The 26,307-nt window shown below is 46.8% G+C and carries 24 protein-coding genes; 3 read left to right on the top strand and 21 right to left on the bottom strand.

The annotated features are described in order from the left end of the window. Positions 1 to 392: 392 nt before the first annotated feature. From BUA56_RS20900 to BUA56_RS20860, 9 genes are all read right to left on the bottom strand, one after another. Entirely contained in the window at positions 393 to 1,439 is a 1,047-nt protein-coding gene (locus tag BUA56_RS20900) for a zinc-dependent alcohol dehydrogenase (RefSeq protein WP_242946833.1), read from the bottom strand. 34 nt (positions 1,440 to 1,473) lie between these two features. Continuing rightward, positions 1,474 to 2,427, bottom strand: a complete 954-nt coding sequence (locus tag BUA56_RS20895; protein ID WP_072854709.1) for a phosphoglycerate dehydrogenase — start codon at positions 2,425 to 2,427, stop codon at positions 1,474 to 1,476. Positions 2,428 to 2,437: 10 nt separating this feature from the next. Beyond that, positions 2,438 to 3,070: a bifunctional 4-hydroxy-2-oxoglutarate aldolase/2-dehydro-3-deoxy-phosphogluconate aldolase gene (eda, locus tag BUA56_RS20890; RefSeq protein WP_103711040.1), complete on the bottom strand. Its 633-nt coding sequence runs from the start codon at positions 3,068 to 3,070 to the stop codon at positions 2,438 to 2,440. Beyond that, the gene (locus BUA56_RS20885; protein WP_072854707.1) at positions 3,060 to 4,040 is read right to left on the bottom strand and encodes a phosphotriesterase family protein; all 981 of its coding nucleotides are present in this window, start codon (positions 4,038 to 4,040) and stop codon (positions 3,060 to 3,062) included. The genes eda and BUA56_RS20885 overlap by 11 nt, the downstream gene beginning before the upstream one ends. Before the next feature lie 4 nt (positions 4,041 to 4,044). After that, positions 4,045 to 4,623: a glucose-6-phosphate isomerase family protein gene (locus tag BUA56_RS20880; RefSeq protein WP_072854706.1), complete on the bottom strand. Its 579-nt coding sequence runs from the start codon at positions 4,621 to 4,623 to the stop codon at positions 4,045 to 4,047. A gap of 10 nt (positions 4,624 to 4,633) precedes the next feature. Then, entirely contained in the window at positions 4,634 to 5,572 is a 939-nt protein-coding gene (locus BUA56_RS20875) for a shikimate dehydrogenase family protein (RefSeq protein ID WP_072854705.1), read from the bottom strand. Between the two features lie 135 nt (positions 5,573 to 5,707). Further along, on the bottom strand, positions 5,708 to 8,011 hold the full coding sequence (locus BUA56_RS20870; RefSeq protein WP_072854704.1) for a pyruvate formate lyase family protein: 2,304 nt from the start codon (positions 8,009 to 8,011) through the stop codon (positions 5,708 to 5,710). Between the two features lie 35 nt (positions 8,012 to 8,046). Next, entirely contained in the window at positions 8,047 to 8,922 is an 876-nt protein-coding gene (locus tag BUA56_RS20865) for a glycyl-radical enzyme activating protein (RefSeq protein WP_072854703.1), read from the bottom strand. 4 nt (positions 8,923 to 8,926) lie between these two features. After that, on the bottom strand, positions 8,927 to 10,045 hold the full coding sequence (locus BUA56_RS20860; RefSeq protein WP_072854702.1) for a glycerol dehydrogenase: 1,119 nt from the start codon (positions 10,043 to 10,045) through the stop codon (positions 8,927 to 8,929). Positions 10,046 to 10,482: 437 nt separating this feature from the next. Here BUA56_RS20860 and BUA56_RS20855 point away from each other — a divergent pair, with 437 nt between their 5' ends. Both BUA56_RS20855 and BUA56_RS20850 read left to right on the top strand, forming a co-directional pair. Further along, positions 10,483 to 11,235 (top strand): GntR family transcriptional regulator, encoded by a 753-nt coding sequence (locus BUA56_RS20855; RefSeq protein WP_072854701.1) that lies wholly within the window; start codon positions 10,483 to 10,485, stop codon positions 11,233 to 11,235. A gap of 120 nt (positions 11,236 to 11,355) precedes the next feature. Then, on the top strand, positions 11,356 to 12,873 hold the full coding sequence (locus tag BUA56_RS20850) for a xylulokinase (RefSeq protein ID WP_072854700.1): 1,518 nt from the start codon (positions 11,356 to 11,358) through the stop codon (positions 12,871 to 12,873). A 42-nt stretch (positions 12,874 to 12,915) separates the two neighbouring features. On the opposite strand, the gene BUA56_RS20845 is transcribed toward BUA56_RS20850, so the two are convergent. The 11 genes from BUA56_RS20845 to BUA56_RS20800 form a co-directional block, all read right to left on the bottom strand. Next, on the bottom strand, positions 12,916 to 13,653 hold the full coding sequence (locus tag BUA56_RS20845; protein ID WP_072854699.1) for a transglycosylase domain-containing protein: 738 nt from the start codon (positions 13,651 to 13,653) through the stop codon (positions 12,916 to 12,918). Positions 13,654 to 13,727: 74 nt separating this feature from the next. Beyond that, positions 13,728 to 16,274: an ABC transporter permease gene (locus BUA56_RS20840; RefSeq protein ID WP_072854698.1), complete on the bottom strand. Its 2,547-nt coding sequence runs from the start codon at positions 16,272 to 16,274 to the stop codon at positions 13,728 to 13,730. Next, positions 16,271 to 16,960: an ABC transporter ATP-binding protein gene (locus BUA56_RS20835; protein ID WP_072854697.1), complete on the bottom strand. Its 690-nt coding sequence runs from the start codon at positions 16,958 to 16,960 to the stop codon at positions 16,271 to 16,273. Before BUA56_RS20835 ends, BUA56_RS20840 begins: the two co-directional genes overlap by 4 nt. A gap of 82 nt (positions 16,961 to 17,042) precedes the next feature. Next, positions 17,043 to 18,032 (bottom strand): sensor histidine kinase, encoded by a 990-nt coding sequence (locus BUA56_RS20830; protein WP_072854696.1) that lies wholly within the window; start codon positions 18,030 to 18,032, stop codon positions 17,043 to 17,045. Then, positions 18,025 to 18,705 (bottom strand): response regulator transcription factor, encoded by a 681-nt coding sequence (locus BUA56_RS20825; protein ID WP_072854695.1) that lies wholly within the window; start codon positions 18,703 to 18,705, stop codon positions 18,025 to 18,027. The genes BUA56_RS20830 and BUA56_RS20825 overlap by 8 nt, the downstream gene beginning before the upstream one ends. Next, complete coding sequence (locus tag BUA56_RS20820; protein ID WP_072854694.1) at positions 18,683 to 19,975, bottom strand: GGDEF domain-containing protein; 1,293 nt, start codon at positions 19,973 to 19,975, stop codon at positions 18,683 to 18,685. Before BUA56_RS20820 ends, BUA56_RS20825 begins: the two co-directional genes overlap by 23 nt. A gap of 16 nt (positions 19,976 to 19,991) precedes the next feature. Further along, on the bottom strand, positions 19,992 to 21,191 hold the full coding sequence (locus BUA56_RS20815) for a GGDEF domain-containing protein (RefSeq protein ID WP_139249515.1): 1,200 nt from the start codon (positions 21,189 to 21,191) through the stop codon (positions 19,992 to 19,994). Between the two features lie 145 nt (positions 21,192 to 21,336). Next, positions 21,337 to 22,218: a LysR family transcriptional regulator gene (locus BUA56_RS20810; protein WP_072854692.1), complete on the bottom strand. Its 882-nt coding sequence runs from the start codon at positions 22,216 to 22,218 to the stop codon at positions 21,337 to 21,339. Between the two features lie 2 nt (positions 22,219 to 22,220). Continuing rightward, positions 22,221 to 22,343, bottom strand: a complete 123-nt coding sequence (locus tag BUA56_RS23935; RefSeq protein WP_278320881.1) for a hypothetical protein — start codon at positions 22,341 to 22,343, stop codon at positions 22,221 to 22,223. A gap of 31 nt (positions 22,344 to 22,374) precedes the next feature. After that, the gene (locus BUA56_RS20805) at positions 22,375 to 23,577 is read right to left on the bottom strand and encodes an MFS transporter (protein ID WP_072854691.1); all 1,203 of its coding nucleotides are present in this window, start codon (positions 23,575 to 23,577) and stop codon (positions 22,375 to 22,377) included. Positions 23,578 to 23,630: 53 nt separating this feature from the next. Next, complete coding sequence (locus BUA56_RS20800; protein WP_072854690.1) at positions 23,631 to 24,464, bottom strand: SDR family NAD(P)-dependent oxidoreductase; 834 nt, start codon at positions 24,462 to 24,464, stop codon at positions 23,631 to 23,633. Between the two features lie 294 nt (positions 24,465 to 24,758). On the opposite strand from BUA56_RS20800, the gene BUA56_RS20795 reads away from it, so the two are divergent. Then, a complete protein-coding gene (locus BUA56_RS20795; protein WP_084068179.1) occupies positions 24,759 to 25,934 on the top strand; it encodes an aldo/keto reductase in 1,176 nt (391 codons plus the stop codon). 153 nt (positions 25,935 to 26,087) lie between these two features. Here BUA56_RS20795 and BUA56_RS20790 read toward each other — a convergent pair. After that, the coding region (locus BUA56_RS20790; RefSeq protein WP_072851092.1) for a transposase at positions 26,088 to 26,307 on the bottom strand (220 nt) is incomplete at its 5' end.

The raw sequence follows: 26,307 nt of genomic DNA, 5'->3' as shown, positions 1-26,307 counted from the left end.
ATCTCTCCATAATGGTTACCCCTTTCAGGGCGTGTCGTGCAGACCTCCCCAGGTACCACACGTTTCTTTCTCTCCATCCATCTGCCACATCTACCATACATGATTCCGGGTAGTTATTGGACTTCGACTTGTCATGCAGCCTTATCCTCATGCATAGCCTCTTATGTGGTTTCTGTTCGTCAGACCAGAGATTTGCCCATGGGTTCGTATGTTCCCCATATCCGGCTTCCTTCGGATTCCACCTCACAATGGACACCCTTGCCTTCGGCTATATCCTTCCCACCACCGGGCGGATTCCGGACTTGCACCGGTTAGAAACGTGCGCCGCCGGGCGCACATAAAAAAGCCAGAAACAGTCCGCATCACCTGCTGTTTCTGGCTTTTCTGCAATTCTAGAATACAATAATCCCTTTTTTGGAAATCTGGCGGTCTAAAAGCTTTTCATAAGCTTCCACGGCATTGTCAAAGCTAAAATAATCTGATATAAAGTCCTTAATGATCAGTTTACCGTCATTAATCCACTCCATCACCTGCTCCGTAGCTTCCCCTTCCTCTCGTTTTCTCGGCATCTGCTGATAGATAACCTGCCAGTTATAATCAGCCTTGGAGAAATCTATGGTGATTTCCTCTTTCTCAGGAACTCCGTAGCAGAGCACTTTTCCGCGGTCTGCTATCAGCGGCATTGCCTGGTTTACTATAAACGGTGAACCTACCGCGTCAAGTACATAGTCGACACCATTGGGATATATAGAACGGATTTCTTTTACAATATCGCACTCTTTACTGTTAAAAGTTCTGGTAGCTCCCCTTTCCTTTGCCGCCTCCAGCTTATCGTCAAATATGTCAACTGCAATAACATCAGACACCCCTAAAAGACTTAAGAACTTTATAAAGCTAAGTCCCACTGGTCCGCATCCGAATACAACTATATTATTTTCCGGCTGAACCCCAAAATATCTTATGTTGCTTAATACTTCACGGAACGTAATCAGCATAACCGCATCCACCGGATCTACAGAAGGATCCAGTACTGTCTGCGCATATGCACAGTCAGGGGCTTCCTCCCCTTCTTCATAGACAGCATCTTTATCCCACACTACCCCATATTCGCTCATAGCTCCCCAGCCGGAGCCCAATCCCGGGTAGAGCTCAGGATCCGGATCAACAAAAGGCAGCAGCACCTTATCACCGATTTTATAGCCTCTGACATCCTCTCCTGTTTCGATAACTTCTCCTACCCCCTCATGCCCCAGCATCAGCGGATAAATCGATTCCGGGAAGCCTTTAAAGGTCCTATGCAGCATTTTCACATCCGTTCCGCACATTCCGTTGGCAATCATTTTCACAAGTGCCTGTTTCCTGTTAATTCTGGGCCTGGGAATCTCTCTCAGCTCTGTGGATCCGTCCTTTTCAATAATAAATGATCTCATCATTTCCATAATTCCATCTCCTTTAAAGTATGTATTTATCCATTTACCTGCTAACAATATTAGGATTTTCTTTCCCTGTCAAAACATCAATCAGATTCTGAATCGCGGCTTTTGCCATATTCTCAATGGCTTCTCTGGTATGTGCCCCCGTGTGAGGGGTTGCTATAACCGTAGGAAATTCAAAAAGTTTGGAGTCTCCAGGGGGTTCCACCTCAAATGCATCCAGACCAAGGCCTTTTAGCTTGCCGCTTTTAAGGGCCTCATAAGCGTCATCCTCATTAATTAGTCCGCCCCTTGAAGCATTAATGATGATGGCTTCGTCTTTCATTTTATCAAATACCTCTTTATTCAGCAAATGTCTCGTCACCGCAGTCAGAGGCATATGCAGACTAATAACATCCGCCTGCTCTATCACTTCCTCAAACGTACTCACCTTTATCTGATTGCATGCGCAGTACTCTTCGTTGATAAACGGATCATATGCCATAACTTTCATACAAAATCCCTGGCCACAGCGCGCTACCACTTTCCCAATTGCACCAAGCCCTATAATTCCTAAGGTTTTTCCCTTCAGCTCTATTCCGTTGCTGCGCACCCATTCACCGCCCTTTAGTTTGTGATTCAGGTGGGGGATATTCCGGGCGATTGACAGCAGTAAGGCAAATGTCAGTTCTCCTACCGCTTCGGCATTGACTCCGGGTGTATTGGTAACAATTACCTGTTTATTCTTCGCCGCCTCTATATCAACCCGATCGTACCCGGCGCCGTACCTTGAAATAGCCTTTAGTTGAGGGGACGCCTCCAGTACTCTCGCAGTAATGCTGTCTAGACCGGCAATATATCCGTCACATCCCTCCAAAGCCTTTATTAATTCCTCTTCCTCTAACGGACGGCCCAGAGGATTAAATACCAGTTCATCGGCAAACTCTCTGAGAGGTTTCAGTATTTTTTCATTTTTGCCGGGCTGCAAAGAAGTTGGGGTAACTAATATCTTCATTCTTCTCCTCCTATTCGCCCGCTAAACTGACCGCTTCTTCTGTTAATCTGCGGATTTCATCATATCTTCCCCCGGCTATCAGTTCCGGCCGTACCATCCAGCTCCCCCCGCAGGCAACAATCTTAGGAAATGCCAGATATTCCTTCACATTCGCAGCGCCGATCCCTCCGGTAGGCATAAAACGCATCTCTGAAAAAGGTGCAGACAACGCTTTTATGGTACTGAGGCCGCCATATTGCTGCGCCGGAAAAAACTTTCCAACCGATAAGCCATATTCCATTATCCTCATTACCTCTGTAGGCGTACATACTCCCGGGAATATCATAATATTCTGATTCAGGGCATATTCAATCACCTTGTCGGAAATGCCTGGGGAAACAAGAAATTGGGCGCCTGCATCAACGGCCATTTTTGCCTGCTCTACATTTACAATGGTACCCGCGCCAACCAGCATTTGCGGAAATTCTTTTACCGCAGCGCTTATGGCTTCCCTGGCTGCCGGTGTACGAAATGTTATCTCTGCCACAGGAAGCCCCCCTGTGCACAGCGCTTCGCACAGTCTCCCCGCATCCCCGGCACGTTCTACTTTAACCACCGGTACTATCTTATACTTTTCTATCTGCTGCAATAAATTATTGTTCATATCTATCTCTCCCATATTCATTCATGAAAATATTTTGGACATTTTGGACCGTCACATTAAGGATCTGTTCTTTGGAAACACCCATTTTTTTAAGTTTCGGCAGGAAATTACAGAGTAAATAAGTAAGCCCTGCCCCATTAGGTGTATATGACGTCAGCCGTTCCCTGGTGGTATCTAAAGACAGCAGAAGCTGCCTGCTGTAGCCCCGATCCAAGATTTCCTTAATTAATGCAAGTTCTGAAATATCATCATGGTAGTGAAAGCGCCCAATCGTATCAAACTCCAAGGTAATTCCTTCTTTTAGTACAGAAAGATAATAATCTATCTCTTTAATCTCCCGATCCATATGGCAGAAAATAATTCTATGCCGCCAAACTCCCATCTCCAGCAGAAATTCCAAAAGTCTTTTGGGTTCGCTCCCAGGTTCAATGTGTACCATAAGGGGTACCTCGCTGTCTATGGCAGCCTGAGAAGCCGCCCCGAACAGTTTGATATAACGCGGAGAAAGACCCTCCCTGTCTAAGGCTGTTTTTACAATGCCCGCACGTATTTTGGTTTGTTTTTCCGGATATCCGCAGTCTATCTCCTTGTACATGCCCTCCTCCAGCTCTTCTCTGAAAAAATGGTACAGCTCATCCTGCGGCATTCTGTGAATCCAGTGAGTATCGGAATAGAACATCAGCTTGTGGAAGCCTGTGGATGAAATGATATGTGTCCCTGTTCTTTCAGATATCTCCAGCAGCCCCTCCTCCATGCGGTTGCATCCGCCCGGCTGGGCATCAATCACAGTATCTCCGCCGGCTCCTTTATATTTCAGCACCTCTTCGGTACTTTTATCAATATCATCCATCCATAGAGCGGGATTGATCTGAAACGATGTTCCTTTACTGATAAGAAGATGCTCATGGCACTGACAGTATCCCAGCAGAGACGCAGCGACAGGGCCAGAGACTGTCATTACTTTTCCCATATTCTTAACTCCACTTTGGATTATCTATTACCACAGGGCCGCATTCCTTCTCTACCAATATTTTTCGGTATCCTTTTGTCTCAATGGTCCCATAGTCATGACCGGCATTTGCAGCAAAGGTAAAGAACATGACCAGAGGAGTATCTCCCGTATTGACAGATCTATGGGCATATCTGCGGGGCACGTAGAGTGCTTCTCCCTTTTTCAGAGGCATTTCCATCGTTTCCCCTTCCGGGTTCTCCATAATCATGCAGCCTTCACCGTCCAGTGTATAATAGACCTCTGCAGTATCCAATATGGTATGAAAATGGCCCTTTGTCATAAAATATTCTTCCCCTACTTTGCCCGGATACAGGATGGTAGTGCCAAAGGCCAGATCCCCCTCTCTCATTGGGCACCCCAGCTCATGGAACTCATAGATTAAGGGATCTTCCTGCTCCAGTATTTTTTCTGCGGCATTTGTATCATAAAACATTTCCTTCATCTGAGATAAATACCTTTTCGTTGTCTCAGCCTTTTCTGAAAATCCGTTTTGTAAATTAAAGTCAACAGAAAAACTGCTGTCCCACTGAAATCTGTTCATAGCGCTCCTCCTACCTCTCTAATGCAATCTCACTTAGTCTGGGAATCTTGCGTGCAATGCCGTCTATATGGAATACCTCGGCAATTACCTGCGTCCATCCGTGGATAAAATAAATCCATCCATCCTCTACATGCAGATGTTTAGCCTCCGCCTGAGCCTCTGCCTGTCTCTGGAACATACGCTCTCCCCGGTAGTTCAGCTCCCAAACATAGCTATTCTCCGGATACTCGCACCCATCTGTCAAAGGGGAACCCGGGCCGTCTTTTCCAAGACCGGTCGCATTTACAATCAGAGAATGCTCCTTTAAAGTTTTTAGCAGCCGATCATTATCAACAGGCTCCTCCCCCCGGACAAATTCAAATTTGGTGTCCGGATTCAGATCTCTTAATATCTTTTCTGCCGTATCCAGTCTGGGTTGGCTGCGGTTGGCAATGATAATATGTTTCGGCACATTTTCTCCGAACTTTTTCTGGGTCAGATACACACTCATGGCAAGCGCACTTCCCCCTGCTCCCATGATTAAAACATCCCCGTTATATGTACTCCAGTAATTATCCGGTATGAAATTCTCAAGTGCCAGCCCGCTTGATATAGGATCCTTCGCATGTCCGCAAAGCTTGCCGTCCTTTTTTGAGATAGATGAAATTTCTCCTAACTGAACAGCAAACGGATCCAGATATTCAAACATATCTTTGCAGGCCTCATACAAATCAATTTTGTGAGTGGTAACCAAAGCTCCAAGAGACATCGGATCCTCCTTTATAAAAGAAACCGCCTCCCGATAGAGTGCCGGATCTGCATGAGGCTTAAAGTCTATTCCCTTAATCACCGCGTCCTTTAAGCCTAATTCCTCTGCCCATTTTGGGAATACCTTCATAATAGAAGAGCTATTCGTGGTAACCCCTATAAAATACATGGTTGGCTGTGTCGCTTTCTGGTATATATTCATAATAATTTTCTCCATTTCTTTTATTACTATATAGTAATGATACTACATTACAAGATACTAAAAGTTTATATTTTTACGTCTGTGCCGAGAGTAAATCCGGCCGCTGGGCCTGCAGTTTAACAGGCCCAGGCCGCTTTATACCATTTGTTCTGTACGCGCTATCAGTTCATCCTGCGCCTTTCTTCCCATCTCTACAAAAAAAGCACTGTATCCGGTGACTCTGACACAAAGGGTCTTGTACTTCTCCGGATCGCACTGGGCATTCCGAAGTGTCTCTGCATCCACAACATTAATCTGAAGCTGCATCCCCCCGTTTTCCATGTAGGTCTGGAAAAGTGCGCACAGGGCATTTAATCCCTCATCACCCTGTACCGCACTGGGATGCAGGCGCAGATTTAACGGTCCCCCCGTGATCCTGTCAAAAGGTATTTTAGATACAGAATTGAGCATCGCCGTAATTCCGGAAATGTCACTTCCCTCACTGGGCGATTGATTCTCACTGATTGGTTCCCCTGCCAGCCTTCCGTCAGGGGTTGCCCCGACATAGCGCCCCATAGTTGTAAAGTCCCTGTCTGTAGAATAGGTAGGCCACATTTGGTATAAATAGTCTTTTCCGTTATATTTCTCTATCCCCCGGACATACAGGTCTGTGACAATCTTCGCATACTTATCCACTGCATCTATATCATTGCCAAACTTATCCAGCTTTTTCCTGAGGCGCAGCGCTAACATGTCATTTCCGGAATAGTTATCCCGCAAAATATCGGATAATTCTCTTAACGTAAATTCTTTATCGGTAAAAACAAGCTTTTCAATCGCGTAAAGAGCATTGATAACCGTCGCAATTCCACATCCCTGGGCAACTATTTTATGGTACTTTGTTCCTCCCATGGTCCAAGTCTGTGCATTGTCTATCGTACCCCTCAGGAAACAGTCCTCGATTCTCATGCGGCTTTTCGTCTCTTTCTGCTCTGCTTCAAAATCCATCTCAAAGCCTTTTCGGAATTCTCCCAACAAGTACATAAGCTGTTCTTCATAGACTTCCAGCAGCTCCTCCATACTCCGGATCTCTTCCGGAGCCTTACATTTTATGCCGTAATATGCACCGGTCATAAGCCCGGTCATACGATCTTCAGGGCCAAACTGGCAGTCTCTGGGACTGCTTTTTTCTCTTGGTTCCATGGGATAGTCCCCCTGGTTCAATGCCAGTTCCAAAGGCTTTACCAGGTTAAACCATAATTGGCGCAGCCCCCCTTCGTCCCCGGGGATATTGGGATCGTTGCAGCCATAAAACCCGTAATCGAACACTTCCGGCGCTTCAACGCCATAATGCTTTAAGGCAGGCAGCATAGTCTCATCATTATAGATAACAATGGTTGCATTATTTCTCATGGCATTGCAGACAAGCTGCCAGAACTTTGTGGGAATCCCATGGTAATAGCGCACTACCACAAAGGGATTTCGAAGCTTGAGTTCTTCCGCCGACTCAACCATTAACCAGGTCAAAGGATTCACACCCCCTGTTCCGTCCGCTTTCTTGCCTGCAAGAATCAGATAATTGGGATCGTCAAATGCAACTTCCAGGGTGTAGTCCGTAGAATCTGTCTCTATGGACATATGATCCGTCTGTACCATAATCTCATTATTCTTAAAAAAGAATTCATCTATCAGTTCCCTTGCTTTTTCATTGGTAAGCCTTCCTTCTCCAAGATCTCTCTCATAGAACGGATAGAGATATTGATCCATTCTGCTCAGATTCAATACGCCGCAGCCGCATACCTTCTGTGCAATTAATATAATCATCCAGAGAAGCTGCAGCGCCTGCGCAAAAGTCCTGGCCTCTCCATAGGCGATCTGGCGGAGATCTTCTGCCATGCCGCTTCTGCCCTTTTTCTCTGCTGTTTGGGCATATCTTTCTATATAAGCACTTATCGCCTGATAGCACAGAACAGTCCCCTCCAGGAACCCTTTCTGATCCTCCGTAAGATTCTCATCCTTCATGCGCTCTCTGGCTTTAAATTCCATCCTCCCCAGTCCGTTGGAAAGGAGCCCTTCCCAGTCCAGCGCCAGGTGGCCAAAAGAGGGAAACCAGTATGGTCTGCAGCGCAGCCAGTTCTCTGAATAGTAGAAAAAGATTTTTTTGTGCCGTTCTTCTACCGGAATGTCCCACCAGCGTTTGTACACTTCCCGTATGGTTCTCTCCTCTTCCTCTGTGGGAATCCGCATTGCAACAGCGCCAGCGAGGAGTTCGCTGTCTTCCAGGGGCTGAGATATGCTCTCTAAAATGTGGGCCAGGGTATGGCCGTATGCCAGACCCTCCTTCTCATGCCGGTAAAGCTGCTCCGCCTCCATAACCAAGTTAATTCGTTCCATAAAGGTTTCCCGGTAATCTCTGTCAAACCATTTTTCTATTCGTTTCTTTAGTTCACATCTTACCATTCTGGCTATCCCTTCCTTTCTCTATCCGACTGCTTTTAACAGACCCCTTTGTCCCCGAAAATCTCCCTTAGCTGCTCCATCGTATGTGCCTCCGGGGGAGAAAACTCACAGACAGGCAATTCTAAACTCTGGGCCTTTCTCACTCCAAGGGTATGATACGGCAGCAAACGCACTTCTTCCACATTAGGGGCATCTCCCAGAAAATATGCCAGCTGTCCCGCATTCTCTATTGTATCGTTAATGCCTTTTATCAGAGGAATCCTGATATGCATCCTGATACCCTGCTCTATAAACCGCTTTGCATTCTCCAATATTAATTTGTTCGATACACCCGTATACTGTCTATGCAGGGTATCATCCATGATCTTAATGTCTAATAAAATGAAATCCAGGTACGGAAAAAGCTTCTCATACTTCCAGTAGGGAACATTGCCTGCGGTATCTAAAGCGACTGATATTCCATTCTCTTTCACCAATGGCAGAAATTCTGACAAGAACTCCCATTGGAGCATCGGTTCTCCCCCCGATAACGTGATGCCGCCTCCCGAATTTATATAATACTTTTTGTCTTTAAGAACTGTCTCTAAAAGCGTCTCAGGCTCCAGGTCCCAGCCGGCTATGGCAATGGCGCCGTACATGCATGCCTCTGCACATTTCCCGCACAGTGTACAGCCCTGCCTATGAATTCTGCGGCCGTCCTGAATCCTTGCGCCCTGGGGACAGACTTCCTCACAGGCTCTGCACCCTACACACTTATCTGCAAAGTACTCCAGCTGTATGCCGGTCTCATAAGACTCCGGATTATGACACCATTGGCACCTTAAGTTGCAGCCTTTAAAAAATACGGTTGTCCGGATACCCGGTCCGTCATGTACACTAAATCTCTGTATGTTAAATACTCTGCCTTTCATAAACTTATGCCTGCGCTCTGAACCGGCGCCCCTGGATGTCTGCCAGGATCATGGCATCATGAATCATTTGGGCCGTAACCGGGAAGGGTTCCACATCCCAGTAAGATTTCAGAGACTCTTCTGCAACGCTCATGATCTCTTCATCTGTAACATTCTCAAGTCCAAGGTCTGCAAATGTAGAGGGCAGACCAACCTCTCGGAAAAACGCATATATTTCTTCTATTTCTTCATTCGGCCTTCCCTCTATCATCAGCTGCACTAAAATACCAAATGCCACAACTTCTCCATGCAGCAGCTTCTGGCAAGCCGGAAGAACCGTTATTCCCTCTGCAATAGAATGTGCACCCGCACAGCTGGAATTCTGTACGCCCAATCCGCTGAGCAGCGTATTGGCCTCAATCACGTCCTCCACGTCAATGGTACAAAGTCCTCTTTCCGCTGCTCTTCTGGCTCTTGCGCCCTTTTCCAGAATCGTTTTGTGGCATGCCTCTGCAATCGCGCCCACTGCAATTGTACTGCAGAATCCTTTCCCTACATAATTAGGAGAATGTGACTGCAGGTTCGCCCTTGTCTCTATAAAAGTAGCAAGCGCATCTCCCATCCCGGCTATTAGAAAACGGACAGGCGCTTTCGATATAATATCCGTGTCCAGCAGTACCAGATCCGGATTCTTAACATAATGTCTGGGGCCCACATGTTCTCCCGTCTCTGTATATATCACTGAAAGCCCTATGGTAGGCGCATCCGTAGACGCTGTTGTAGGTATAATAACTGTAACAGCTTTAAAAATGTCTGAGACAGCCTTGGCTGTATCCATTGTTTTGCCGCCGCCCATGCCGGCGACTACCTCAGGTCCAAATGACCTCAGACCTTCCGCTATCTCATCAATTTTTTCGGCAGTTATCTCCCCTGAAAACTCTTCTACGATCACGGTACTGTCGCCGCCTGCATACAAAGCTTCAAACTTTTCTTTATATTCTTTAAAGAAAAAGGTGTCTACCAATATAAATACTTTTTTTCCGTATGCGTCTGTATATTCCTTTAAATTTTCTAATTCACAGCGACCCTGAATATATCTGCTGGGTGACCCGAAAGCTCTCGTCTGATGCTGAATCATTGTCATCTTACTATACCTCCTAAAATAATGAAATGTCTGTTCGCTTTTTTAAGAAACCGGACTGTACTGGTGAATCTGTCTAATGCGCATTGGAGACTCTTATGTATCTTCCGTCCTTTAATGCTAAAATAACACGTACGCACAAAAAAGTCAACAAAAATATGTATCTTTGTTACTACATAGCTATGTACCTATTTTTTGTCATATTTTACTTTTTAAAAGAGCATCTGTGTATAATATTCTAAATTCTTTTCTATTATTTATTATTTAACTTAAAATATATTTTAATTTTTATTTTTTTAGTTCAATAGCGCAATCTTTTCTTTATGTTACTATGTTATAACAATAAACTTTTAACGCTAAGTGCTTGCACGTTAATCATTGTTATGATATAATGTAACGACAAAGATAGTTATTTCGCAGTAATTTCATAGGAGGTTCATATGGCACTTAACGCAGACCGTATAGATAAATCAGTTCCCATTCCTTTGTATTTTCAGCTAAAAAAGATCATTTTGGATGAAATAAAAAATGGAACTTATCCAAGCGGCAGCCCCATCCCCACAGAGAATGAATTAAGTGATATCTTTAAGATCAGCCGTACGACGGTTAGACAGGCTATCACTGAATTAGTTCAGGAGGGACGGCTGTACCGAATTAAAAGCAAAGGTACTTTTGTCTCCAAGCCCAAAATTAATAACGAGGATTTTATAACAAAAATAGAGTCCTTTAATAGCCAGATGGCCCGGAGAGGATTAACAGCAAGCACCGAAGTCCTGGATTTAAAGGTTATTCCTGCGGATGTCACCGTGGCCAAATTTTTGAACTTAAGTGAGAATGATCAGGTACTCTTTTTATACCGCAGACGCTTTGCAAACGATGAACCATTGGTCACCATTAAAACATATCTCCCCTACAGCAGATGCCAGGATCTTATAAACCTTGACTTTACAACTATTTCTCTTTACGCTGAGCTTGGCAAATCCGACGACACAAAAATTGTAAAAATACAGAGGCAGATTGAGGCGGTAGAGGCAGACTCTGAGGACGCCAGGCACCTGAATATGAAAAAAGGCAAGCCCATCCACTTTTTTACTTCCATAGGGTATAACCTATATGGACAGCCGATTGAATATTCATTGGCAAGATACCGCGGCGATCGAAATGTATTTGAGATAACAGTGGCACCCGAATAGTTGAATCCCCTGACATACAAAAATATGCTGTATGTCAGGGACAATTACATAAACATTTATTTTTATCATTTTTTATGTACCTACAAACAAACATTATAACATTACAATTGGGAGGTTTATATGAGCAAGTATATTTTAGCACATGATCTTGGCACTTCCGGGAATAAAGCCACACTGTTTTCTGAGGACGGAAACCTGATCGGCCACGAAGTTTATTCCTACAATACACATTATTTCAACGGCACCTGGGTAGAGCAGGACGCTGATGACTGGTGGCGGGCAGTCTGCTGCACAAGCCGTCAGCTGATTGAATCCACAGGCGTTCTGCCATCTGACATTGCCGCAGTTAGCTTCAGCGGCCAGATGATGGGGTGCCTATGCGTGGATTCCTCCGGCACTCCTCTGCGCCCCTCAATGATATGGGCAGATCAGCGGGCTCAGAAACAAGCCGACCAGATTGAAGAACACATCTCTCAATGGGATTACTACCATATTGTAGGCCATCGGAATACTGCCTCCTATGGAATCCAAAAGCTTATGTGGATCAGGGACAACGAACCTGAGATCTATGAACAGACTTATAAAACGTTAAATGCAAAAGATTATATTGTGTTTCGTCTAACCGGGAAGTTTTATACGGAATATTCTGACGGCAACAGCAACGGGTGCTTTGATTTATTAAACCTGCAGTGGTCTGAAGAATTGCTCTCCTATGCAGGTATTGATATAGACAAGCTTCCTGAGCTGAAGCCATCCACTTTTATAGCCGGTACCGTCACAAAAGATGCGGCGGCGGCCACCGGCCTTGCTGAGAATACTCCGGTTGTTCTGGGGGGAGGAGACGGAGTTGCAGCCAATGTAGGCGCAGGCTCTATCGCACCCGGAAAGACATACAGCTGCATGGGTACTTCGGCCTGGATAACCACCACTTCGGAAAAACCTATTTTTGATGAGCAGATGAGGACCGTTACCTGGGCCCATATTATTCCGGGGCTGTATGCTCCAAACGGTACTATGCAGTATGCCGGGGGAGCATACAGCTGGGTAAAAGAATGTATCTGCAGGATGGAATCTTATGATGCCAAGCTCCACGGCGGATCTCCTTATGACTATATGAACCAGGCAATTCAGGACAGCCCCATAGGGGCAAATGGATTGATTTTCCTCCCTTATCTGCTGGGAGAGCGGGCCCCCCGATGGGATCCCCATGCCAAAGGAGCGTGGATTGGGCTAAAACCTGAAAATACACGGGGCGATTTGCTTCGAAGTGTTTTAGAGGGAATCACAATGAATTTGTCTATTGTACTGGATGTCCTTAAGACTCAGGTAGACATCAACGAAATATTAGTTTTAGGAGGAGGCGCAAAAGGCGAAGTGTGGAGAGATATCATGGCTAATGTATACAATGCCAGAATCCTGGTTCCCACTTTATTAGAAGAAGCCGGTTCCATGGGTGCTGCTGTTACAGGCGGTGTCGGTGTAGGTTTATTTAAGGATTTTTCAGCAATTGATCGTTTCATACATATAGAAGCCGTACATGAGCCGGTTCCTCAGGCCGCAGCTTCTTATGCGCCGGTGAAAGAATTATTCGATGAGTGCTATTATGCTCTCAGAGATACGTTCAAAAAAATGGGATAGAAGGCCTCATCGGCCCTCTATTCCAATACCCTTGGCAACTTTTCATTGGAAGGGAAATGATTTTTCTATCTCACCCGCCTCCTCCCGGGTAATAAGCTTATGCCTTACCATACTCTTCAGTACGTGATTCACACGCCGGGACGCCAGTTCTTTATTCGTATCCGGGGAATAGGCAGAGGGTGCATTGGGAATTCCCGCAAGCATGGCAGACTCATAATCTGTCAGTTCCAACGGTGATTTCCCAAAGTATCCCCTAGCCGCCTCACCGATGCCATAATACCCGCTGCCAAAATAAACCGTGTTGGCATATAACTCAAAGATCTCCTCCTTGGTATAGTTCGATTCTATTTCCAATGCCGCAAAAACTTCCGCGGCTTTCCGCTCCATCTTCTTATCCTGGGTAAACAGCAAGTTTTTTGCAAGCTGCTGTGTTATGGTACTTCCCCCTTCCACAAATGACATGGCCTTAATGTCATTCCACACGGCACGGCCTATGGCGATTAGATCCACTCCCCAGTGGTCAAAAAACCTGTGATCCTCCACGGATACGGCAGCCTTGATATAGAATTGAGGCAGTTCAGAATACGGGGTGAAATCTTCTCTGTTTCGGACTTCTTCAACTCTCACATCCAAGGGCTTTTCCGTTAACGCCTCCTGGTACATTCCGTATCCTTTCATTCCCCAAACAGTACCCGCCCCCAGAGCCGTACAGAAAAAGATTACCAGCAGGCCCAGGACAGCTTTCCTGACAGGATGACGTTTTCTCCTTTTTCTCTTCATAATTCTCCGCCTCTCTATGTCAAAGCCATATCATCTGGCGGCAGCCGGATGATACGGACCTGAACGCTTACCCATCAGGCCATATCGTCCCGCAGGGCATCAATGATATTTTCTTTTCGTATCTTGCTAACCGCATACAGCATAGTTATAAAAATCACCAAAAATACTCCGAGGATACTAATGGCCATACTGCCCCACGGAAAGGTATATGCAATCTCAGCACCGCCCAGTACCATGCCTTTATAAATCAGCCAGGAAAGCAGACCTGAGATTGGCAGGCCAAAGAGTAATGTCCGCAGACCATACAGGGCACATTCAAAGCGCATCATCTTATTAAAGTCCCGATCAGGCATTCCCACAGAGCGAAGCATGGCAAGTTCCCTTCTTCGCAGCCTGATATTGGTGGAAATGGTGTTGAATACGTTTGCGACTGCAATCAGAGTAATCATTATACTAAAAATAACTGTAAATAAGTTTACAATGAAGGAGACATTGCGGTTTTCCTCAAGGATCCTATGAAGATTGTACAGGGTGTAGTCCGCGGTAATACCTGAGCTGTCAATCATGGTCTGCATCTTGGCCTCAGTCTGCCCCGGATTATCTGACCAGAAGGTAAATGCCATCCTTGTGGGGGCACTCAATGTATCAAACTGCGGTTTCATCTGGTAAGGAGCGATCACCATAAGGACATAGTCCTTCACCTCACCCGGCTCCGCGGGCGGGGGGTCTAACGGATAGGTATCTGCAAAAGACACATGGATCGTCTTAGTCTGTTCCCCGGATGCGGCGCCCAGGGTAAGCTCCATAGTTCGGTCCCTGAACACATCCATAATCGTGGAATCTGCCATCTTTTTTCCTACTGTAATCATGCTGCCGTTCTGTACGGTATACTCTTCTGCGGGAAGATCCAGGCTTTCCAAAAAGCTCTGGTAAATGTCGTCCTCAATAAATTGAACATCCAGCAGCAGCCCCGCTGTGCCGCTCTCTCTGTCAATGCCTGAATCCTCCCCGCAGCTGTCCAGGAATTCACTGGTAAGCTCACTGGTGCTGACTGTGCAGGTATAGGTGGATACTGCCTGATAGGTGCTTTTGGTAACACCGCCCGCAGTTTTCAGTTCGTCATACAGCCGGAGCGCTTCATTTTCTTCCATATCAGCAGTATAAAATGAGATGTCACCGTCTGCTTCCACTGCCGATTGCGCTCCCATCTCACTCAGACATGAACTGAATGCGCTTGCCGATACAAACAGCACAACACTCAAAGTAAGAGACAGGACGATGCTGCGGTAGCGCCGCTTATTTCTTTTAAAATTTTTTAACGCCAGGGTCCCCTCCAGCCCGTAAAAGCGTCCCAGCACCCTGGAGGTTCTTACCGCTTTGGGCTCTACTTTTATCTCATTCGTCTGGCGGATGCATTCCATCACAGGTGTGCCTGCAGCCTTTTTTGCCGGAATATAGGCCGAGATTAAAATTGTGATAAAACTAACTGCCGCTGCTGCTGCCAAGGCGGGAACAGAAATGCACAGGGTCAAGGGAACAGTATCGTAGAGTACATTTGCAAAGTTCCTGGACACAAGCTCAAGTACAAGCTTGATACTTGGGATACCGATGCATATTCCCAGAGGAATGCCCAAAACACCGATGCAAATCCCTTCAAACAGCACGGAATTGCGCAGCTGCCTTGCCGTGGCTCCCACCGACATGAGAATTCCGAATTGATGCGTCCGCTCATTCAATGAAATATTGAATGAATTGTATATCATAAAAACAGATCCCAGCATAACCAGCAAAATCACAATCACACCTGTGGAATAGAGAAGGGTATTAAACAGCGTATCCCCAGAAACCCCAAGAAAACGCAGCACATTATCGTTCAGAACATAGGCGCCGCCCCGGGCTGCTTCCTCTGCGTACGTTCTTATCTGGCCCGTCTTTTTCAAAGCGGCAAATGCGCTTACACGGCTCTTAGCATTTCCCCCATCCCCCATGGTAATCAGGGTATATCCGGGGGCGGAGATTTCCTCAAAGGCCGGCCTTTGACAGATCCCTGCTACTGTGTAGGTTTTCTCCGTCCCCGCTGTCAGACTTTCCTCACCGTCGCGGTACGGATCGTGCTGGGAGAGTACTTCATCCCCCGCCTGGCGGGTACCAACCGAAAGGGTAATGGTATCCCCCACTGAGAACTTTACGCCTCCGTTTGCCGCAAGGTGGGCCGGGACAAGAATTTCCCCGCTGTTTTCGGGCAGTCTCCCGGAAATCAGCTGCACCGGCAGGGTATCGAAGGTATCCTTACTGAACCCTGCTATAAATGCATAGGGTTTGTCAGGATTTTTCCCGTCCTCCAGCATTGCATAGCCGATGTTTTCAAAGGATGTAAGTTTGGCAACCCTGCTGTCACCGGCCTGTTCCCGGACGAAAGCCTGATCCTCATCCGGGAACTCAACGTGCCAGTCACCGCTTTTTGCAATGGCTCCATTGACCATATAATTTTGCAGGGAGACGGCGAAGGTAGCCACCGCCGTGATCAGAGCAGCAGAGAGTGCCACTCCGATAATTGTCACCAGCGTACGTGTACGGTTCTTCTTCAGCCCCTGGAAGGCAACTTTATGAAAGATGTTCATCTAAGCCCCACCTGCCTCTCATCCCGCACCACTTTGCCGTCCGAAATGCCGATAATGCGGTCCGCCTGCAGTGCAATATTTTCATCATGGGTAACGAGGAGCAGGGTCTGCCCATATTTTTTATTGCTTTCTTTTAACAGTTTAATGATTTCATGCCCATTCCGGCTGTCCAGGCTGCCTGTGGGTTCATCGGCCAGCATAACCTGGGGTGCGTTCATCAGAGCACGGCCGATGGCCACCCGCTGCTGCTGACCTCCGGAAAGCTGATTAGGCAGATGGGTTCTGCGCTCCTGCAGCCCCAGCAGATCCAGCAAGTCGTTCAGCCGTTCCTTGTTTACCCTTCTCTTGTCCATCAGAATGGGGAGGGTGATATTTTCCACCACATTCAGAGTGGGAATAAGATTGTGAAACTGATAGATCAGGCCCACCTGCCGTCTGCGGAATATGGCAAGCTTTTCATTGCTTTGGGCATAAACATCCTGTCCGTTCAAATATATCTTTCCCCCCGAGGGCACATCTACCCCTGCGATTGCGTGAAGCAGAGTGGATTTGCCGGACCCGGAAGAGCCGATGATGGCGGTGAACTCTCCCTTTTCGATTGTGAGTGAAATGTGATCCAGTGCCGTAATCTGGTTTTCACCCCTGCCGTAAACCTTGCATAGATTTTGTATCTGTAAAAACTCCATTATGTGAGCCTCCTTTATTTTACTTTACCCATATAATAGAACTTTTAGCTTACATTTCTGTGACTTTTGCGTGAGAGATCCGTCACTTTGGAAAGCGAATGCAGAAAACCGCCCCTCCCCGGGGATGATTTTTTGCAGTAATAGACCCTCCGTGCCGGGTTATAATGCTCTTACAAAGGGCCAGTCCAATGCCGTACCCCGCAGTACCGCCGTTCCTGCCGCTGTAAAACCGTTCAAAGAGACGGGGCAGATCCTCTTTTTTAAAGCCGTTCCCGCTGTCATAGATGGATATCTCCCCGAACAGCGGGGTATCCTCACAGACAATCCCAATTCTGCCGTTATCCCCCGCACTCTGCATACAATTTTTTAAAATGTTCTGAATGGCCTCAGAGAGCCAGCTCAAATCTCCCTGTATGGTCATCCCCTCCGGTACATCTGTCCGCAGTTCAATATTGTGCAGCTCCATGGATATCAGCAGAGGGCGGACCGCAGTATTGATCAGAAGATTCACATCAACCGTGGCCCTTTGGAAGGACACAATGCCGGCATCCAGGCGGGATAATTTCAGTAAAGAGTTGATCAGCCATTCCATCTGAACAAACAATTCCTCTGTTTCCCGCAGCAGCGCTTTCCGTTCCTTTTCATCCGCAGTTTTCTCTATCAGTGACAGAATAAGGTTTGCGGATGTGAGGGGAGTGCGGAGCTGGTGGGCAATGTCGGCAAGAGAGTCGGCAAGATGTTCCTTTTCTCTTTTCAGCGCATCGTTCTGCTCTCTGATACGCAGTGTCATCTTTGTAATCTCACTTTGCAGAATGGAAAGCTCTCCCTCTTCTGCATCACTGATAAATATATGGTCCGCATTATGAAGCACAAGATCGATTTGCTCTGAAATATGAACTAAGCTTTTATACCGGGCTTTTGTAAACAGAAAAAAAGCTGTTCCGTATAAAACAGCTGACACACCGGCAAGTGCTCCTGCCGCCGGATGGATGATAAATCCCAGGAATACTGCAGCCGCAGTGAGCAAAAAAAAGAAGAGTGCAAACTGCCGGACCTCTCTATTTCTAAACATCTCCGCCTCCCAACCGGTATCCGGTTCCCCGAACAGTTAAAATGATCCGGGGGCGACTGGGATCGTCCTCAATCTTCTCCCGCAGACGCTTGATGTATACGGTCAGTGTATTGTCTGTGACAAACTCCCCCGCTGCATCCCACAATTCGTCCAGGAGCCGGCCTCTTGTGATAATACTTTTAGGGCTGCCGATAAACACCAGGAGAAGGCGGTATTCCAGAGCGGAAAGGAAAACCTCTCTGCCATTCTTCTTCACCACTCCGCTTGCCGTATCTACATGAAGCCCGCAGACTTCAAAATCTGTGCTGGACCGTCCGTATTTCCTCAGGGCGGTGCCGATCCGGGCAATTAGTTCACGGGGGCGGAAGGGCTTGGTAATATAGTCATCCGCCCCTATATTCAGCCCGGTAACAACACTGGACTCATCCCCGGATGCTGTCAAAAAGATAACCGGAATATCCTGGGTCTCTTTGATCTCCGTGCATACCGTGAAGCCATTGCCGTCAGGCAGGGAGATGTCAACCAATGCCAGGTCAAAGGTATTCCCCTCAAGCAGGGCAAGCGCTTCCCCCCGGGCAGAGGCATGAAGTACCGCAAACCCTTCCGAACGGAGCAGAAGCTCAAGGTTTTTCGCAATTGCTTTATCGTCCTCAACCAAAAATATCCGTTTCATTTACACCATCCTTTCCTTCGTTTTCCTTGTCACTGTTTCCGCACTTGTCCGCATAAAATTCCCGTGCCGCTCCCTTTTCCTGCTTTTGCCTGTACATTCTGCGGTCTGCCTCCCGCAGGAGCAACCTCCAGTCCGAACCCTCTGAGCTCTCCACGATGCCATAGCTGACAGACATGGAATATGGCAAAGCTTTATCTGCTGCGGCCGCCCGCAGTCTCTCATTGATTATCTCTGCCCTTTTCCCGGCAGTATCGGCTGTCATGTTCCTAAAAAGTACCAAGAACTCATCTCCGCCGTAACGGTACAGGGAATCCACCCGATTCCGGCAGGCACTGGATATCTCTCCCGTGGTGGTCAGGATATAGCGATCCCCCTCCTCATGGCCAAAGGCATCATTCACTTTTTTCAGCCCGTCCAGATCAAGAAAGCACAGAGTAAACGGCATCTTCTGTTCCATCATGGACGCAATGGTCTCTTCCGCATACTGCCTGTTATAAAGTCCTGTCATAGGATCCAGGGCCGCCTGATGCTTCAGACGTTCCTCCTCCAGCTTCTGCTCCTTCAGTTTTACTTCCATCTTCCGGTTCGTATCCCGGTAGTCGTCCAGCTCGCAGATCCTCCAGGTATATCGTATGGCAATATAAAACCCTGCAGCAGAAAAAACACAGGATTTTATACTCCATATTTTAAGAACCAAGTCATTGAGTGTCGCAGAATATAAGAGCAGGTTTATAAACAGATAGAAAAACAATCCTGTCATCATTTCCAGGATAAAGGAATAATGCCGGGGATGATCCAGAATCAGACGGAATCTGCGTATAATCACCGGCGTTCTCATAAAACGCAGGATGATCCCCGCAAGCACAAAGCCTATCAATACCGGAATCCCCTTTATATTACCGCTGCTCAGCGTGTGATTGTCAAAGTTATGCATTGGCTGGTGAATCAAGATCGCCATAATACTGCGGCAGAAAATATTGGAGGCAAGTCCGTAGATAATTCCTGTCAGAGTATGAAAAAGGGCACTGCGTTTATCCCCTTTATAATAAAAAAGGGTCTCAAAAAACAACAGAAATGCAAACAGAAGCCAATTGAAGACAAGGTGAAATTCCAAAATACTGCAGACGATGAAAAAAAGGTAATTTGCAAAAAAGCCGAGGATCACAAGGCCCCTCCGGGGATACGGCAGCTTCTGGACGTCGGATACCAGAAGAAAGTACTGCCAGTGATAATAAAAATAGGCCGCCGCCGTCAGCAGTAGCAATAACATATGACCGCCTCCTCTCCTAACGCCTTCTTGCCTGTTTATCCAGATACATCTCCTGATCCGCCCTGCGGAAGATCTGCTCCGGGCTGTCCCCGGTATTTCCGGAAACATGGGCTATGCCATAGCTGAATGAGATGCAGGAATCAGACTTCTCCGTCATATACCTGCGGATGTCCTCCATCCGATTTGCCGCTGCATCCTTTTCACACCCGGGAAGCAGCACCGCAAATTCATCCCCGCCTACCCTGGAAAATATATCGTCTCTGCGGAGCAGAGATCCAAACTCCTGCACAAACCGCATCAGGTAGAGATCCCCTGCGTGATGTCCGTCTCTGTCATTGACCTGCTTCAGATGATCCAGGTCAATGTAGACGAAGGAGAAGGACTCCTTTGCCGCTGCCAAAGACTCCATTTTATCCGCAAGATAGCGGCGGGTAAATATATTAGTCATAGGGTCCAGCACACTTTTGCTTCGCAAGTCTGCCGCCTCCCGATCCTGCTGTTCTAATTTTTCTATCAGCCGATAGTGCTCTTCTTCCAGGTAATGCTTCTTCAAGACAGCATAGAGATGCTTCAGGAAACGGATAAGGTAGAATTCCAGCAAAACTGTACTGCCGATTAAAAACAGAGGAAGCAGTCCCCATGCAATCTTTGCAACACAGAGCAGACTGTCCAGCAGCAAAAAAGCATTGCAGAACCAGAGAAATATCATAAAAGGCCTCGCTTCCGCACTTTCCGATTGGGTGCGGAGCACCTCGAGCACTATATTCCATCGAGGAATCATCTCTGCAACCACGCTGTTCACAGTCAGCACTATACCTATGGTGAGGATACGCCAAAAGGGATGCTGCAAAAGCTCATACATCTCACTTTGGGTGATAAGAGAGAATATCCCGATCAAAATCATGTGCAGTGCCATTGTGGTGAGATGGGTTAAGTTAATCAGAAACAGCTCCTTTGCACGGCTTTCCTTTTTGCGGAGCAGACGGAACAATTTATCCGTATAGGCCAATATATATACCAACGGAAGCGGAATATTGTACATGCCCCAAAGGGTAAACAACAGCACAGAAAAAAAGAACCTGCTAAAATATGCCCAAACAGAGGAGGCGTTGGGATATCCCAATGCCTCCAAAGCCTTACGGGACATGTAACCATATAATAGTGTGCAGAACACCGGCACCAGCAGCCCCAGGCCCCAATACATATGCAACGGCAAAGGAATACCCCCTATCTGCTTTCAAAATTTACACCCTGCTTTTGCTTTCCTATGATTATATCAAATCAGAGAAGGAATAGCAACAAACCCTCCGGTAATGCAAAAAAGGCTCTGAATCAACAGAACCTTTTCCTTACTGTCAGGATTATTCCAGAAGCGTCCAAACCAATCCTTTGATAATAGGGTTTTCCCGGTCTTTCCCCCAGGCTATGGCTATCTCGGTGTTGTACCCCTCCAATTCTTTTAAAGGGCTGTAGGTGAGACATGTATTGTAGACAGAGTAGCTCTGCTCTGTAATCAGTATTACGGCATTGCCCAGCGCTACCTCAAGAAGAGCATCGTCAAGCGTGGGAGAATGAATTACATTCCGGGGTTTAAAGCCCGCCTTCTCCCAGAGCCCGCACATATAAAGATAGATCATAGGAGCCTTCTGTGGGTGCACCACAGTCACGGTATAAGAGCTTATCTGTTCCAGGGTTGGTGCCGGACAGGAAGCCAGGGGATGATGGGGCGCCATAGCAACCATGAGCTTGTCTCTGCGGAATACCCGATGAGTGAGCGCCGTGTTGGCCTCAAATTCCTGAGGGAAACCAATGGCCGCGTCAATTTCCCTGGCATCGATTGCCTGCATCATTTTATGGGGCGGGATAATCACAGATTTGATATTGATCTGCGGGTAAGCCTCCCGGAACCTTCGCAGGGGCTGGGTCAGACTCATCCCGATGGCAAAGTCCGGAACCCCCAGGCGTATCTCCCCTACCTTTCCTGCTGCCGTCAGCATCCCATGCTCTACTGCCTCTTCATATTTTTTGACAACATCCACAATATTCTCGTAAAAGTCCTTTCCGGCCTCTGTCAGCTGCACGGATCGTTTCTGTCTTGTGAAGAGCTGAAAGCCAAGCTCCTCCTCCATCTTCGATATACTCAGACTGATGGCTGTCTGTGTCACGTTCTTTTCCAGAGCTGCTTTTGTAAAGCTGAGATTTTCTGCAGCGCTGATAAAATATAGCATTCCTTTTATATCCATAGTCAATTCCCTGCTTCTGTCACATCTAATATTTTTGCCGCATCAACGCCGGCAGACAAGCGAAGCGCTTCTCTGCCGGCGTCTGCATCCTGATCAAAGTATAACATTACAAAAGCGTTTGTCAACTGTGCCTTTCTCCTGAAAGCCTAGCTCCTGTTATCTTTGTTCTTTTCTATTCAGTTCCGGAAGGAAAATTGCAAATACTGTCATAAGGGCAACGGATACCCCCGCCATGATAAAATACAGGTTAAAGTTACTGCCCGCTGCAGGCGTAATAATATAAGTAGGAATAATTACCGCGCCCAGAAGTTCCAGCGTGGTGATAACACCCCCGGCACTGCCGGCATAGGCGGGACCAATCTCCGGAAGAATCATGGGAAAGGACATAAAGGTAGGAATCAGTGCGCTGATAAACATACCTGCCAGAAATACAATCACTGCCGCTAAAACCGGAGGGGCCATCCACCCGAAGGCCGCACACAGAGCTGCCAGAACCGCGCATCCAATCAGCGCCGGCTTCATGCGGGGCATCCTGGCTATAACGGAGGGGCCAAAGAAGGAACCGCAGAAGCTTCCTACTGTCATAATTGATGCGATAATCCCGGACATAGAAGCGCTGATCCCCCTGGACTGCAGTGCAGTGGGGAGAAAGGAAGCCAGTGAAATATTGCACCCCAGGACACAGGCCAGGCAAAGCCCAACCAGCCAAATATTTTTACTCTTCAGAGCAGGCTTCAGGGAGGCCAGGAGGGACTCCCCGGAACCGCCCCCTGCATTTTGGATGTACGGCCCTTCCTTTACAAACAGAATCCAGAGCACAGCTACCGCCACTGAGGCAGCGCCGGAGATCCAGAGAGCCGTGGGGATCGATGGGAGCATTGCTGTTGTGGCTGTCCCAAGGGTCATCCCAACCGTATTTCCCGCCATAATCAGCCCCATGATGGGACCAACCCGCTCAGGAGGATACCAGCCCCCGATTATTTTTGACATATTTACATTTAAAAAGGTGATTCCTGTACCCCCTAATATCATGCTGAAAAACAGGGTTGCATAACTGTCTGCAAAGGGACGGTAACAAAGTCCGGCGGCAGAGATAATCAGCGTGACCATAATAACCCTCTTACTCCCAAATTTGTCTACAAGAACCCCGGCAATAATGCCAAGAAAAATAGAGGTCACCATAGGGGAGGTAAAAATACTGGAAAACTGATTCTGTGTCAGATTCATATTCTCCATCAACTGGCCGGCTAACGGAGAAAGCTGATACTGAAAGTAATTTCCCACCATCAGCGCAAAAAAGAGGATACCGCAGACTACTTTTCCATAATTGTTTTGCTTGTTATTGCTCGCATCATTCATCTATAAAACCTCCGCTGGCATAGGAACAGGTTCAGATATTATGCGGGGTTCTCTCACTTTTCCCCCGCAAGCGGTACGTTGCCCAGAATCGCGGACTGTCCGTGCGCATAGACATATCCCATGCCTCCGCCCACATAAAGGAGCAAACCTGTAATATATGCCGATAAATCCGATGCCAGAAACAGGGCCGGGCCTGCAATATCATCCGGGGTTCCCATCCGGTTTAACGGAACCTCTCTGGTTGCAATTCCGTGAAAAGCAGCCTCCATTGCCTCCTTTTCTTCAGGCGGGAACAGCTCATCCCAGAACGGAGTGACAATAGGACCAGGTTTTATGCAATTTACCCGGATCCCCAGGGGCGCCAGTTCCATGGCCAGATTAATGGTCAGAGATTCGCAGGCGGCTTTTGCCATATGATAGTCATAGGCAGGAGTGGTTGGGTTAAAGGCTCCGTTGGAGGAACACAAGATTATCTTTCCGCTCTTCGCCTCTTTCATATGGGGAACCACTGAAAATGCAAGGTTATAGGTTCCCGTCATATTTACATCCATAGTCGTTTGATAGCGTTCCTCCGGTGTCATGTCTGAGGCACCGTCGTAGCTTCGTCCGGCAAAGTTTGCCAGGATATCGATCTTTCCGAACTCTTTGATTACAGCATCCACCGTATCATCACAGCTTTTTTTGCTGGCGACATTAAGAGGACCGTAATACCGGGCCTCCCCGCCTGCATCTGTAATCTCCTTCAGGACACGGTTTCCCTTTTTGGGGTTCGTTCCGCCGATAATCACAACCGCCCCCTCCCGGGCATAGAGTTTAGCCGTAGCCTCTCCCATTCCGCTTGTGCCCCCGGCAACAATAGCTATCTGACCTTTTAACATATCTTTCATTGAGAATCCCTCCTTCTTACAAAGACAAAAACCTTAGCAGCACCTGTTATTCATATTTTTAGTATATGAAATGCATTTAAAATACATATCTAAAACTTATTATGTTCCTTATAGAAGAAAAAGTCAATTAGTGAATATGCCACAAATATCACTGAGTATTTTGTTAATAAATTGGGCAATCATAAATTGACAATTCTATTTTAATTATTTATTATATAGATAAGTATATGAAATGTATAATAACCTGACTGTAAAACTCAGATAAAAATGAATGGTTTGGAAGGAGGATATGCTGTGGCAATTAATTTTGGCAAAAGGTTTGGATTGGGGGGACTGCGTCTGCCCATCTCAGATCCCAACGAACAGCGTTCGATCGATTATGAGACACTCGAAAATATGATTGATATTTTTATGGATCATGGATTTAATTATTTTGATACCTCTTATATTTATCACGGAGGGTTCTCAGAAATTGCTCTGGGCAAAGCACTGGTAGACCGGTATCCCAGAGATTCTTTTCTGCTCTCAACGAAGATGCCGATCAAATTTATGAAAAAGAAGGAGGACATGGAGACCATCTTTGAAGAGCAGCTGGAGAAGTGCCATGTGGATTACTTTGATTTCTATCTGATCCACAGTATCGGCAAAGAGACCTATGAGAATTGTAAGAAATGGGATACCTTTGAGTTTCTTAAACAGAAAAGAGCTGAGGGCAAGTTCCGGGAATTCGGCGTTTCCCTGCATGATTCACCAGAATTTCTGGACTTAATCCTCACGGAACATCCTGAGATTGACTTTGTTATCGAACAGATCAACTATATTGACTGGGAAAATCCTGCCATTCGTTCCAAAGAGATCTACGAGGTTGCGGTAAAACACGGGAAACCTATCGTTGTTATGGAAGCATGTAAAGGCGGCACTCTGGCTGAAGTACCGGATGAGGCTAAGAAAATCATGAAAGAATACAATCCGGATGCCTCTATCGCCTCCTGGGCTTACCGGTTTGTGGGAAGCCTTCCCGGTGTCCGGGTAGTCCTTGCCGGCATGCCCCGAATGGAATTCCTGTATGATAATATAAAAACTTTTGAGGAATTTCAGCCTCTCAATGAAGAAGAATATAAGATCATTGATAAGGTCGTGGAGATTATTAATGCCAATACACCGATTCCCTGTACTGTGTGCAGATACTGTGAGAGCGAATGTCCCAAGAACATTGCGATTCCGGACTATTTTGCTCTGTATAACGATATGAAAAGACTGGAGAAGAGCAGCTCCGCCAATGATGTCCTCACCCAGGCATTCTATTACGGCAACTTTATCGAACAGGGGCGGGGGCCTGCTTCCGCCTGCATTAAGTGCGAAAAATGCGTAAAAGTATGCCCCCAGCGGCTGGAGATTCCGAAGTATCTGGAAGAATACGTAGTTGCTGAACTGGAATCCTATAATCCGGAGGCGCAGATTAAGAAGTAAATCAGACCGTTCTAAGCATAAGAGGGGGCTGTGAAAAAAGCCCCTTTTATAAGACCATCGGCATAGTCGATGGTCTTATATTGTATTTAGATACCTTTTGGGAGTAAAAAAGGACATAAAATCCCCCTCCCCACAGATTACTGCTTTTTCTTTTTAGGCTGCTTTCTGTCGTCTCATCTGCTTATTATGATATTTATAAAGATTATGGCCTATGGAAACCAGAAATATCTCCATTCGCACTGATTCGATTCCTCTTCTTACGATTCTTTTATACCAGCGGTCATTTTTTATGATTCCAAATGTTCCCTCTGCCTGAATCGAACGGTTCATTCTTAACAGGGCTCCATGGATGCTTTCAAGGTTTTCTATCACT

This window comes from Lactonifactor longoviformis DSM 17459 (genome assembly GCF_900129135.1).
Lineage (GTDB): Bacteria > Bacillota > Clostridia > Lachnospirales > Lachnospiraceae > Lactonifactor > Lactonifactor longoviformis.
The sequence above is the reverse complement of the archived record's forward strand: the minus strand, read 5'-3'. Positions and strand labels throughout refer to the sequence as shown.

Excerpts from the sequence above, each read along its gene's own strand:
- BUA56_RS20900 (WP_242946833.1), bottom strand. The coding sequence starts at position 1,439 with ATGGAAATGATGAGATCATTTATTATTGAAAAGGACGGATCCACAGAG.
- BUA56_RS20895 (WP_072854709.1), bottom strand. The coding sequence starts at position 2,427 with ATGAAGATATTAGTTACCCCAACTTCTTTGCAGCCCGGCAAAAATGAA.
- eda (WP_103711040.1), bottom strand. The coding sequence starts at position 3,070 with ATGAACAATAATTTATTGCAGCAGATAGAAAAGTATAAGATAGTACCG.
- BUA56_RS20885 (WP_072854707.1), bottom strand. The coding sequence starts at position 4,040 with ATGGGAAAAGTAATGACAGTCTCTGGCCCTGTCGCTGCGTCTCTGCTG.
- BUA56_RS20880 (WP_072854706.1), bottom strand. The coding sequence starts at position 4,623 with ATGAACAGATTTCAGTGGGACAGCAGTTTTTCTGTTGACTTTAATTTA.
- BUA56_RS20875 (WP_072854705.1), bottom strand. The coding sequence starts at position 5,572 with ATGAATATATACCAGAAAGCGACACAGCCAACCATGTATTTTATAGGG.
- BUA56_RS20870 (WP_072854704.1), bottom strand. The coding sequence starts at position 8,011 with ATGGTAAGATGTGAACTAAAGAAACGAATAGAAAAATGGTTTGACAGA.
- BUA56_RS20865 (WP_072854703.1), bottom strand. The coding sequence starts at position 8,922 with ATGAAAGGCAGAGTATTTAACATACAGAGATTTAGTGTACATGACGGA.
- BUA56_RS20860 (WP_072854702.1), bottom strand. The coding sequence starts at position 10,045 with ATGACAATGATTCAGCATCAGACGAGAGCTTTCGGGTCACCCAGCAGA.
- BUA56_RS20855 (WP_072854701.1), top strand. The coding sequence starts at position 10,483 with ATGGCACTTAACGCAGACCGTATAGATAAATCAGTTCCCATTCCTTTG.
- BUA56_RS20850 (WP_072854700.1), top strand. The coding sequence starts at position 11,356 with ATGAGCAAGTATATTTTAGCACATGATCTTGGCACTTCCGGGAATAAA.
- BUA56_RS20845 (WP_072854699.1), bottom strand. The coding sequence starts at position 13,653 with ATGAAGAGAAAAAGGAGAAAACGTCATCCTGTCAGGAAAGCTGTCCTG.
- BUA56_RS20840 (WP_072854698.1), bottom strand. The coding sequence starts at position 16,274 with ATGAACATCTTTCATAAAGTTGCCTTCCAGGGGCTGAAGAAGAACCGT.
- BUA56_RS20835 (WP_072854697.1), bottom strand. The coding sequence starts at position 16,960 with ATGGAGTTTTTACAGATACAAAATCTATGCAAGGTTTACGGCAGGGGT.
- BUA56_RS20830 (WP_072854696.1), bottom strand. The coding sequence starts at position 18,032 with ATGTTTAGAAATAGAGAGGTCCGGCAGTTTGCACTCTTCTTTTTTTTG.
- BUA56_RS20825 (WP_072854695.1), bottom strand. The coding sequence starts at position 18,705 with ATGAAACGGATATTTTTGGTTGAGGACGATAAAGCAATTGCGAAAAAC.
- BUA56_RS20820 (WP_072854694.1), bottom strand. The coding sequence starts at position 19,975 with ATGTTATTGCTACTGCTGACGGCGGCGGCCTATTTTTATTATCACTGG.
- BUA56_RS20810 (WP_072854692.1), bottom strand. The coding sequence starts at position 22,218 with ATGGATATAAAAGGAATGCTATATTTTATCAGCGCTGCAGAAAATCTC.
- BUA56_RS20805 (WP_072854691.1), bottom strand. The coding sequence starts at position 23,577 with ATGAATGATGCGAGCAATAACAAGCAAAACAATTATGGAAAAGTAGTC.
- BUA56_RS20800 (WP_072854690.1), bottom strand. The coding sequence starts at position 24,464 with ATGAAAGATATGTTAAAAGGTCAGATAGCTATTGTTGCCGGGGGCACA.